This is a genomic window from Streptomyces sp. NPDC091412 (genome assembly GCF_044756885.1).
Lineage (GTDB): Bacteria > Actinomycetota > Actinomycetes > Streptomycetales > Streptomycetaceae > Streptomyces.
This window is the reverse complement of record NZ_JBIVTV010000040.1, coordinates 16,275-27,247: the sequence shown is the minus strand read 5'-3', so window position 1 is coordinate 27,247 and position 10,973 is coordinate 16,275. Positions and strand designations below refer to the sequence as shown.

6 protein-coding genes and 1 pseudogene are annotated in these 10,973 nt (G+C 71.4%); 5 read left to right on the top strand and 2 right to left on the bottom strand.

Translation table 11 applies throughout. From position 1 onward, the window contains the following. Positions 1–217 precede the first annotated feature (217 nt). Together ACIQMV_RS38480 and ACIQMV_RS38475 are read right to left on the bottom strand one after the other, a co-directional pair. Positions 218–1,306 (bottom strand): hydrogenase expression protein HypE, encoded by a 1,089-nt coding sequence (locus ACIQMV_RS38480; RefSeq protein WP_225080871.1) that lies wholly within the window; start codon positions 1,304–1,306, stop codon positions 218–220. Positions 1,307–1,565: 259 nt separating this feature from the next. Beyond that, positions 1,566–2,645, bottom strand: coding sequence for a PucR family transcriptional regulator (locus tag ACIQMV_RS38475; protein WP_402597748.1), 1,080 nt, complete (start codon positions 2,643–2,645; stop codon positions 1,566–1,568). A 197-nt stretch (positions 2,646–2,842) separates the two neighbouring features. On the opposite strand from ACIQMV_RS38475, the gene ACIQMV_RS38470 reads away from it, so the two are divergent. The 5 genes and pseudogenes from ACIQMV_RS38470 to ACIQMV_RS38450 all read left to right on the top strand — a co-directional run bounded on the left by ACIQMV_RS38470 (position 2,843) and on the right by ACIQMV_RS38450 (position 10,869). Then, on the top strand, positions 2,843–3,289 hold the full coding sequence (locus ACIQMV_RS38470) for an SPW repeat protein (RefSeq protein ID WP_141367194.1): 447 nt from the start codon (positions 2,843–2,845) through the stop codon (positions 3,287–3,289). A gap of 198 nt (positions 3,290–3,487) precedes the next feature. Beyond that, entirely contained in the window at positions 3,488–4,933 is a 1,446-nt protein-coding gene (locus ACIQMV_RS38465; protein ID WP_402597747.1) for a glyceraldehyde-3-phosphate dehydrogenase, read from the top strand. Positions 4,934–4,960: 27 nt separating this feature from the next. Further along, positions 4,961–5,458: pseudogene (locus ACIQMV_RS38460) on the top strand (GNAT family N-acetyltransferase); the annotation flags it as partial. 136 nt (positions 5,459–5,594) lie between these two features. Then, positions 5,595–7,976, top strand: a complete 2,382-nt coding sequence (locus tag ACIQMV_RS38455; RefSeq protein WP_402597746.1) for a SpoIIE family protein phosphatase — start codon at positions 5,595–5,597, stop codon at positions 7,974–7,976. A gap of 244 nt (positions 7,977–8,220) precedes the next feature. Further along, the gene (locus ACIQMV_RS38450; protein ID WP_402597745.1) at positions 8,221–10,869 is read left to right on the top strand and encodes a SpoIIE family protein phosphatase; all 2,649 of its coding nucleotides are present in this window, start codon (positions 8,221–8,223) and stop codon (positions 10,867–10,869) included. Positions 10,870–10,973: the final 104 nt, after the last annotated feature.

Below are 10,973 nucleotides of genomic sequence, written 5' to 3'. Positions count from 1 at the left end.
TCCCGGTTCGCGAAATCGATCTTCGTGTAGATGCCCAGGTTCCCGATGATCCGCGTGATCGGATCCCAGGACATGTCCACGATCTGAGCGGGCTTGCGCCCCGCCCGACGCACCTCGGTAGTCGCCATCTCGGTCTGAACCTCGTTCCTCGCTGCGGGCTGGGAGAGCGGGCTTGCCGCCGGTCGGCGCGGCGGCGGGATGTGCGCCGCCCACGCCCTCAGGGACGCCAGTGCGGGTCGAAACCGCTGGTCAGTTTGCGTTTGTTGTGGCGCCACTTGGGCTCGTGGTTCACCATGTCGTTCGTCAGGCCGCGCAGTCGCCGGATGACCGCCCCGTAGGGTTTGACCAGCATCGACGACAGGGTGCCGCCGGGCGGCTCGTCCATGAACGGCATGAACGCGTCGGGGAAGCCCGGCATGGTGCAACCGATGCAGATGCCACCGACGTTGGGGCAGCCGCCGATGCCCGCCATCCAGCCGCGCTTGGGCACGTTGCAGTTCACGACCGGACCCCAGCAGCCCGTCTTCACCAGGCACTTGGGAGAGTTGTAGTCCATGGCGAAGCTCGCCTGCTCGTAGTACGAGCCCCGGTCGCAGCCCTCGTGCACCGTCTTCCCGAACAGCCACTGCGGGCGCAGCATGTCGTCCAGCGGCGGCGCCGGCGCCGTCCCCGCCGCGTGGTAGAGCACCCAGATCAGGGTCTCCATGAAGTTCTCCGGCTGGATCGGGCAGCCGGGCACGTTCACCACCGGCAGGCCGCTCTCCGCCTTGAAGTCCCAGCCCAGGTAGTCGGCCAGCCCCATGCAGCCCGTCGGGTTCCCCGCCATCGCGTGGATGCCGCCGTAGGTGGCGCAGGTGCCGGCCGCGACCACGGCCCAGGCCCGGGGAGCGAGTTGGTCGATCCACCAGTTCAGCGTCTGCGGTTCGCCGGTGTCCGGGTCGTTGCCGAACGACGTCCAGTAGCCGTCCCCGTCGATGATCCGCTGGTTCGGGACCGAACCCTCGATGACGAGGATGAACGGGGTCAGCTCACCACGTACCGCGGCCCGGTACGGGGCGAGGAAGTCCTCGCCGCCCAGGCTCGGCGAGAGCACCTTGTTGACCAGGTTCACCTTCGGCAGACCGGGGATCAGCCCCAGCACCACGTCCTCGATGGAGGGCTGGTCGGCGGCGGTCAGCGAGACGGTGTCGCCGTCGCAGCTCATGCCCTCGGAGATCCAGAGGATGGTGATCTCGTCGAAACCCGCACGCTCCTGGGGCGTCGCAGGCTCCCGGCTGACTTCAGTGGTACCGCCTTGGGTCGTCATGTCGTCGGCCTCCCGTGGAGTCGGTGGGGGAGTCGGTCGCAGGCGGCGGCCCGGAGGCCGCGGCATGCCGGGACGGACGTCGCGGTACCGGCCGGACCGGCCGGGGAGAACGCGTGGTCCTCCGGGCCACGGCGGCGCGACGCACCCACCGAATCCCTTCACCAGGCTCACACCGGTCCGGGAGCACCGCTCGTTGTGTACGGGCAGTGGAGTGAACGGCGCCGCCTCCGGGCGGACGGCGCTCCTCGGCCGCGGTCCGTCAGAGCTCGGCGGTGGGCCAGCCGAGGAGGCGCGCGCCGATCACGGCGGTCTGGAGGGTGTAGCGGTGCACGGGGTCGGCCGGGTCGGCTCCGGTCAGTTTGTGGATGCGCTCCAGGCGGTAGGTGAAGGCGCGCACGCTGAGGTTGAGGCGGCGGGCCGCCTCCGCGGCCGTGCAGCCGGCGTCGAAGTACGCGATCAGGGTGTCCAGGAGCGGCTGGGCGCCGCCGCGGGCGGTCGTCAGCGGGCCCAGCGTGTCGCGGACCAGGTCGGCCATGGCCTCCCGGTCGCGGGTCAGGACGGGATACACCAGGAGGTCGGCGGACCGCAGGACGGGCTCCTGGAGGTCCAGCCGGTCCGCGAGTTCCAGGGCGTTGAGGGCCTCCTCGTAGGAGTGGACCACTCCCCCGGCACCCGGGTGGGGGCGTCCGATGGCGACCCGGCCGCCGTCGGTGGAGGCGTACGCCTGCTTGGCGAAGAACGCCAGGACGTCGTCCTGGTCGCCCGGGGCGATGCAGATGAGCCGGCCGTCCTTGGTGGTGAGCAGGATGCGCCGGTCACCGAACCGGGCGACCACCTCGGTCTCGACGTACCGGGCGGCCGGGTGCGTGTCGTCGACGGGCTCCCCGCCCTGGGCGACGGCCACGGCGTGGGCGCGGGAGAACAGCAGTCCGTAGCGTTCCGCGCGTTCGCCGAGCCGCCCGAGGTCGCTGCGGCCGTAGAGCAGGTCGTCGATGAACTCCCGGCGGGCGGCCTCCTCCTTGCGCATGGCGAGCTTCTGCGCCCGGTCGTGGCCCTCGGCGAACGCGTCGACGGCCTGCTCCACCGCGGTGAGGACCTGTTCGACGCCTGCGGACGCCAGCGCGGGCGCGAAGTCCCTCGCCTCGGAGAGGTGCCGGCGCACGAGCCTGCGCAGTCCGTGACCGGCCTCCGCCGCCCGCTCCCCCTGGGCGCGCAGCAGGTCCAGCTCGTCCCGGGTCAGGCGGCGTCCGGTGGCACAGACGTCGGCCAGGATCTGCGCGTACCCCGTCAGATACTCGTCGGGTACCTCTGGCCCCGTCACTCGCCCTCCTCGGATCATCCCTGCACGTCAGCGGCGTCTTCTTGACGCACACCCGACAAGATTGACAGACGGACGCGCACGCCCCGCACTGGGCGCGCACTGTGACGTAACTCACCGCAAGAAGGCAGGCAAGCGCATATAAACCCCCCATAAGGGGGAAATTACCTCATAGGAGAACTCCACACTGGCAACCTCATGGAGAGGAGACGGCAGTGATGTCGTATCCGCAGCACTCCACCGGAATGAGCTCGCACCCGGAGATCGCCGAGATGCGAGAACGCCTCGAGCGTACGGCCGCCAGCAACCGGGCGATCGTCATCGAGGGGCTGATCGTGCTGGCCGGTGTCTACGCCGCGATTTCCCCGTGGGTGGTGCACTTCGCCGCCCAGCCCAGCCTCACCGTCAACAACCTGATCATCGGCATTACGGTCGCCCTGATCGGCCTCGGCCTGACCCTGGCCCCCGAGCGGATGTTCCGCCTGGCATGGCTCCTCGCCCCGCTCGGCGTGTGGCTGGTCATCTCCCCCTGGGTCGTACCCGCGGCCCACGGCTCCCGGGCCGGCGTCATATGGAACAACTGCTGGCTGGGCGCGATCACAGCCCTGCTGGGGCTCGCCGCCATGGGGCTGACCGTCGGACTCACCCGCCGCACCCGCCGGTGACCCGACCCACCCGCCACACCCACCGGTGCTCCGGGGAAACCGGCACCCACCAGCCACGACGGAGGGCCCATATCCACCGACCACAGAGGAATCCCGACCGTGGGCCGTACCCCGCACGACAGCGGGTACGGCCCACTGTCATGATCGACAACCCATAGGGTTAGCATATGAGCGCCGCCTAGCTCGAAAGATAGATCTGTGACTGTCAATGACGACTCGTTCACCAACTGGAAGCACCGCGAAGAGATCGCGGAGTCGATGATCCCGATGATCGGGAAGCTGCACCGGGAGCGGGACGTCACCGTCCTCCTCCACAGCCGCTCCCTGGTGAACAAGTCGGTGGTGAGCATCCTCAAGACCCACCGGTTCGCCCGTCAGATCGCCGGTCAGGAGCTGTCCGTCACCGAGACGCTCCCCTTCTTGCGGGCCCTGACCACGCTCGACCTCGGGCCGTCCCAGATAGACATCGGCATGCTGGCCGCGACGTACCGCGAGGACGACCGCGGCCTGTCGGTGGAGGAGTTCACCGCCGAGGCCGTCGCCGGCGCCACCGGCGCCAACAAGATCGAGTGCCGCGAGGGGCGCGACGTCGTCCTCTACGGCTTCGGCCGCATCGGCCGGCTCGTGGCCCGCCTGCTCATCGAGAAGGCCGGCTCCGGCAACGGCCTGCGCCTGCGCGCCATCGTCGTGCGCGGAGGCGGCGAGCAGGACATCGTCAAGCGCGCCTCGCTGCTGCGCCGCGACTCCATCCACGGCCAGTTCCAGGGCACCATCACCGTCGACGAGGCGAACAGCACGATCGTCGCCAACGGCAACGAGATCAAGGTGATCTACGCCGACGACCCGACGTCGGTGGACTACACGGCGTACGGCATCAAGGACGCCATCCTCATCGACAACACCGGCAAGTGGCGCGACCGCGAGGGCCTGTCCAAGCACCTGCGTCCCGGCATCGACAAGGTCGTGCTGACCGCGCCGGGCAAGGGCGACGTCCCCAACATCGTCCACGGCGTCAACCACGACACCATCAAGCCGGACGAGCAGATCCTGTCCTGCGCCTCCTGCACCACCAACGCGATCGTCCCGCCGCTGAAGGCGATGGACGACGAGTACGGCGTGCTGCGCGGCCACGTGGAGACCGTCCACTCGTTCACCAACGACCAGAACCTGCTGGACAACTACCACAAGGCCGAGCGCCGCGGCCGCTCCGCGCCGCTCAACATGGTCATCACCGAGACCGGCGCCGCCTCCGCCGTGACCAAGGCGCTGCCCGACCTCACGGCGAAGATCACCGGCAGCTCGATCCGCGTGCCGGTGCCGGACGTCTCGATCGCGATCCTCAACCTCCAACTGGCGCGCGCCACCAGCCGCGAGGAGGTCCTGGACTACCTGCGCAACGTGTCGCTGACCTCGCCGCTCAAGCGCCAGATCGACTTCACCAGCGCCCCCGACGCGGTCTCCAGCGACTTCATCGGCTCGCGCCACGCCTCGATCGTCGACGCCGGCGCCACCAAGGTCGAGGGCGACAACGCGATCCTCTACCTCTGGTACGACAACGAGTTCGGCTACTCCTGCCAGGTCATCCGCGTCGTCCAGTACGTCTCCGGGGTGGAGTACCCGACCTACCCGGCGCCCGCGGTCTGATCCGCACCCGTTGTCCGTCGGCGGGACGCGGTGTGTGAGACTGCGCCCATGATCCGCACCGCGACCCCCGCCGACGTCCCCGTCATCCACGCCCTGATCCGCGAACTGGCCGAGTACGAGAAGGCCCTGGACGAGGTACGGGCGACACCGCGGCAGCTCGCCGAGGCACTGTTCGGCGAGCACCCCGCGGCGTTCGCGCACATCGCGCAGGACGAGGACGGCGAAGCGGTGGGCTTCGCCCTGTGGTTCCTCAACTTCTCCACCTGGCGGGGCGTGCACGGCATCTACCTGGAGGACCTCTACGTCCGCCCGGAGGCCCGCGGCGGCGGGTACGGCCGGGCCCTGCTGACGGAGCTGGCCCGGGTGTGCGTCGAGCGGGGGTACGAACGCCTGGAGTGGTCGGTCCTGAACTGGAACCGTCCGGCGATCGGCTTCTACGAGGCCCTGGGGGCACGCCCGCAGGACGAGTGGACGGTGTACCGGCTGACCGACCAGCCGCTGAAGGCACTGGCTGCGGGAGCGTAGCCGGCCGCGCGCACCGGCCCGCCCGCGCTGCCCGCTCCGCCCGTCCCGCCCGCGTCGCCCACCTCCCCGCTCCGCCCGTTTCCCGGGCGGCGGGGCACCGCCCCCGATGGCAACATGGCCGGTGGGGGTCCTGCCCGTGGATGAGGGTGAAGGCATGGGCGTCAACGGCGTGAGCGGCGGCAGTCCGGGTGATCCGCTCATCACGACCACGGCGGTGGCGGTCGTCGACGCCGACGGGCTGATCACCTACTGGAGCCAGGGGGCCCAGGAGCTGCTCGGCTACTCCACCGCCGACGTCGTACGGCATCCCGCTCGGGCGCTGCTGCGCGGCCGCGACCCGACCGCCGCGATGTCCCGGCTGCGCCGGAGCGACCGCGCCGGGAACGCGCAGGTCACGCTCCGCCACCGCGCGGGTCACACGGTGCGGCTCATCGTGCGCGTGTGCCCGCTGCTCGCCGCCGACGGCCGCCGCGACTGGCTGGTTCTCGGGGCAGGCGTCCCGGCCGGCACCCCTCCCGAAACCCACGCGCCCGGCACCGCCTCCGCCGGCACCAAGGTGACCGGCACAGCCCCTACCGGTACCGACGCGATCCGCACCACCCCGACCGGCGCCGACGAGGGCAGGCCGTCGCCGGTCGTGACCCGGCACACCCGGCGGACGCTGCTCTCCGGGCAGCCCCAGGTCACCGTCGCCCACACGCCGCCCCGGCACGGCAGGACGGGCCGGCTCGGCCGCGAGCGCACCCGGCCGCGCTCCTTCTTCCCACTGCACGACGACGCGGGCCGAACGCTCGGGATCTGCTACGCCGCCCGGGACGTCACCGTCCAGGACCCGACCCGCGAGCGGCTGGTACTGCTGAACGCCGCCAGCGAACACATCGGAACCACGCTGGATCTCGACCGCACGGTCCGCGAGTTCGCGGAGGTCGCCGTCCCGCAGCTCGCCGACTTCGTGGCCATCGACCTCCTGGACGTCGCGACCACCGGGAAGGGCCCGCCCATCCGCTCGCCGGGCGGCCCGGTCACGCTGCGCCGGGCGGCCCATCTGTCCATCCGGCCGGACCTGCCCAAGGTGATCGCCGAGGTCGGCGAACCCATCCGGTACCCGCCGGGGTCCCTGCAGAACCGCTGCCTGGCCACCGGAGAACCCAGCCGTGAGGCCCTCGGCCCGGGGACGCCCTGGCTCCCCGACGACCCGGTGCGGTGGACCGGGATCAACCGGTTCGGTGTGCACACGCACCTGGTGCTGCCGCTGCGGGCCCGCGGCGTCACGATGGGCGTGGTGACCCTGCTGCGCTGGGAGAACCCCGACCCCTTCACCGAGGACGACCAGCTCCTGATCGAGGATCTCGTGGCACGGGCCGCCGTGTGCGTGGACAACGCCCGGCGCTTCGCCCGCGAGCACCAGGCCGCGCTCACCCTCCAGACCAGTCTGCTGCCGCCCAACCTGCCTCCGCACAACGCCGTCGAGGTCGCCCACCGCTATCTCCCCGCCGACGCGGAGTCGGGGGTGGGCGGGGACTGGTTCGACGTCATCCCGCTCTCCAGTGCCCGGGTCGCGCTGGTGGTGGGCGACGTGATCGGGCACGGCCTGCACGCCGCCGCCAGCATGGGGCGGCTGCGCGCCGCCGTGCAGACGCTGGCCGACCTGGATCAGTCCCCGGACGAACTGCTGGCGCACGTGAACGACCTGGTGATGCGTCTGTCGGACGAGGCCGAGGCGGCCGCCGAGGGCCCGGCGGCGGCCGGTGCGACCTGTGTGTACGCCATCTACGACCCCATCGCCCGGACGATGGTCGTGGCCCGCGCCGGACACCCCACCCCGGCCGTCGCGCACCTGACCGAGCCCGTGGAGTTCCCCGACATCCCCGCCGGCCCGCCCCTGGGGCTGGGCGGCCTGCCGTTCGAGTCGGCCGAGATCCCGTTGGAGGAGGGAAGCGTCGTCGCCCTCTACACCGACGGGCTGATCCAGGCGTCGGACCAGGACGTCGACGTCGGCATCGAGCGGCTGTGCTTCGCCCTGGCCCACCCCGACCGGCCGCTGGAGGAGATCTGCGACATCATGGTCCGCGCCCTGCTGTCGGACCGGCCGCGTGACGACGTCGCCTTCCTCGTCGCCAGGACGCGTGTCCTCAGCCCCGACCGCGTGGCGTCCTGGCACGTACCCGCCGACCCGTCGGCCGTGCGCGTGATGCGCGACGACGTCAACGACCGGCTGTCCCGGTGGAACCTCGAGGAACTGGCCTTCACCACCGAGCTGATCGTCAGCGAACTGGTCACCAACGCCATCCGCCACGCCCACGCGCCGATCAATCTGCGGCTCATCCACGAGCGCACCCTGATCTGCGAGGTCTCCGACGGCGGCCACACCTCCCCGCACCTGCGGCGCGCGCGCAGCACCGACGAGGGTGGACGCGGCCTGTTCCTGGTCGCCCAGCTCGCCCAGCGCTGGGGCACCCGGTACACAGGCTCCGGCAAGACGATCTGGACGGAGCAGCCCCTGCCTGACGAAATCTAGGCGAACCCACCCAGCCGCAATGGGATGGAGCGAACTGGGATTGATCGAACAAACCGGTCGCCCGGCAGGGAAGCACGGTGTTAGAAATGAGAACGTGGTCGGTTGTTCCCGCCAGCCCCGGAGGGCAGCGCAACCGCCGTTCGATGAGCGGCGGGCGGACGATCAGGCCCGCCGCCGTCCGGTGACCTGGACGGCCCGGAGCACGAGCGGGTTTCGTTTTCCACCGTCCTGGCGGCCCGGCACGGTGGCCGCGCAGGTCTTCCTGTTGCAGGTGATCGTCATACTCGTGCTGGTCGCCGCGGCCGCCTCCGCCGTGGTGCTCCAGCGGCGGTACGACGGGGAGAACACCGCCAAGGCGCGCTCCCTGGCCGTCGCGGAGGCGTTCGCGCAGGCACCCGGTACGGCAGTGGCCCTCCAGTCGCCCGATCCGTCGGCACTGCTGAAGATCCCGGCGGAGAAGGCGCAGCTGAGTTCCGGTGTCGACTACATCTCCGTACTGAACAAGCGGGGCGTGCGGCTCACCGACCCGGAACCGCACCTGGTCGGCACCCCGGCGCAGGAGATCGGCCGGGCCATCGCGGGCAAGACCTTCACCGAGACGTTCCACGGCAGCCCCACCGACTCCGTCCGCGCGGTGGTGCCCGTGGTGGGCGCCGGCCGGCACGTGATCGGCATCGTCACCGCGGGAATCGAGTTCCAGACCCTGGGGCACCTCCTGGACCAGCAGATACCGATGGTGCTGGACGCGGCGGCGCTGGCCGTGGTGCTCGCGACCGGCGGCACCTTCCTCGTCAGCCGGCGGCTGCGCCGTCAGACCCGCGGTCTCGGCCCGACCGAGATGACCCGCATGTACGAGCACCACGACGCCGTGCTGCACGCGGTGCGCGAGGGCGTGCTGATCGTCGACGCCGGCGGACGGCTCCTGCTCGCCAACGACGAGGCGCGCCGGCTGCTGGACCTCCCCCACGACGCCGACCAGCGGCACGTCACGGACCTGGGCCTGGGGCCGGAGATGACTCGGCTGCTGAACTCGGGGACGGTCGCGTCCGACGCGGTGTTCCCGGCCGGGGACCGGCTGCTGGCGGTCAACACCCGGCGCACCGCCCCGTACGGCAACGCTCCGGGCCTGGTGGCCAGTTTCCGTGACACCACCGAACTGCGCGCCCTTTCGGGCCGGGCCGAGCTGGCCCGGGAACGCCTGACGCTGCTGTACGAGGCCGGGGTGCGCATCGGCACGACGCTGGACGTACGGCGTACCTCTCAGGAACTGGCCGAGGTGGCTGTCCCGCAGGCGGCGGACATCGTCACCGTGGAACTGCTGGAGTCCGTGCTGCGCGGCGAGGAGCCCACCGGATCGACGCCCCGGATGCGCCGCACCGGGCTGTACGGGGCGGACACGCACAGCCCGCTCCAGCCGGTGGGCGACCTCATCGAGTTCGTGGTGGCCGACACGTCGATGGGGGCGGCGCTGCGGCGCGGCGAGGCGGTGCTGGTGCCGGATCTGCACCGCGCGCAGGACTGGCGGTCCCGGGATCCCCAGGGCGCGGTCCGGGTGCTCGACCACGGCATCCATTCGCTGATCACCGTGCCCCTCAGGGCGCGGGGCGTGCTCCTCGGCATGGTCAACTTCTGGCGGGGCGCCGGCTCGGCCCGGTTCGAGGAGGAGGACGTCGCGGTCACCGAGGAGCTGGTGGCCCGGGCGGCGGTGGCGATCGACAACGCGCGCCGCTACTCCCGCGAGCACGCGATGGCGGTGACGCTTCAGCGCAGTCTGCTCCCCAGGGACCTGCCCGACCAGGACGCGCTGGAGGTGGCGTGGCGGTATCTGCCGGCCCAGTCCGGGGTCGGCGGCGACTGGTTCGACGTCATCCCCCTGCCCGGCTTCCGGGTGGCGCTGGTGGTCGGCGACGTCGTGGGGCACGGGCTGCACGCGGCGGTGACGATGGGCCGGCTGCGCACGGCGGTGCTGAACTTCTCGTCCCTGGACCTGCCTCCCGACGAACTGCTCGGCCATCTGGACGAGATGGTGATGCGGCTGGACAGCCAGACGGCGAGCGCGGACGGCGAGGTGTCCGCGGTCACGGGCGCCACCTGCCTGTACGCCATCTACGACCCGGTGGGCGGGCACTGCGCCATCTCCCGCGCCGGGCACGTCGTACCGGCCGTGGTGGACCCCATGGGCCGGGTGACCTTCCCGGACCTTCCCCTGGCACCGCCGCTGGGGGTGGGCGGGCATCCGTTCGAGACGGGTGAGCTGAGCCTGCCGGAGGGCAGCCGGCTCGTGCTGTTCACCGACGGTCTGATCGAGGACCGCGGGCGGGACATCGACGAGGGGCTGTCGATGCTCGCCGAGACCGTCGCGCCCGCGGACCAAACGCCGGAGGAGACCTGCCAGGCGCTGATGGAGGTCATGCTGCCGGAGCATCCGAGCGACGACGTGGCTCTGCTCGTCGCCCGGACGCGGCTGCTCGATCCGTCGCGGGTGGCGGTCTGGGACGTGCCGCTGGACGTGGAGGCGGTCTCCCGGGTGCGCGGCGAGGTGACCCGCCGGCTGCACGACTGGGGGCTGGAGGAGTCCTGCTTCGCCACGGAACTGGTGCTCAGCGAGCTGCTGACCAACGCCATCCGCTACGGCGCCGAGCCGGTCCGGGTCAGGATCCTGCTCGGGCGCACGCTGATCTGCGAGGTGTCGGACGGCAGCAGCACCTCGCCGCACCTCAGGCGCGCGGCCATCACCGACGAGGGCGGCCGCGGTCTGTTCCTGGTCTCGCAGTTCGCGGACCGGTGGGGCACGCGCTATGTGCCGCAGGGCAAGGTGATCTGGGCGGAGCTGAGCCTGGACGGCCCCCCGGAGCCGGACCCGGAGGCACTGCTGGACGCGATGGCATGGTGAACGGACCGGCGACGCCTCCTTCCGCACCGGGGCCGGGTGTGCGGCCGGCCACCGGAGCGGTCACGCCAACCGGGTCGCCGGTGCGGCGGGGTGTGCGGCCGGCC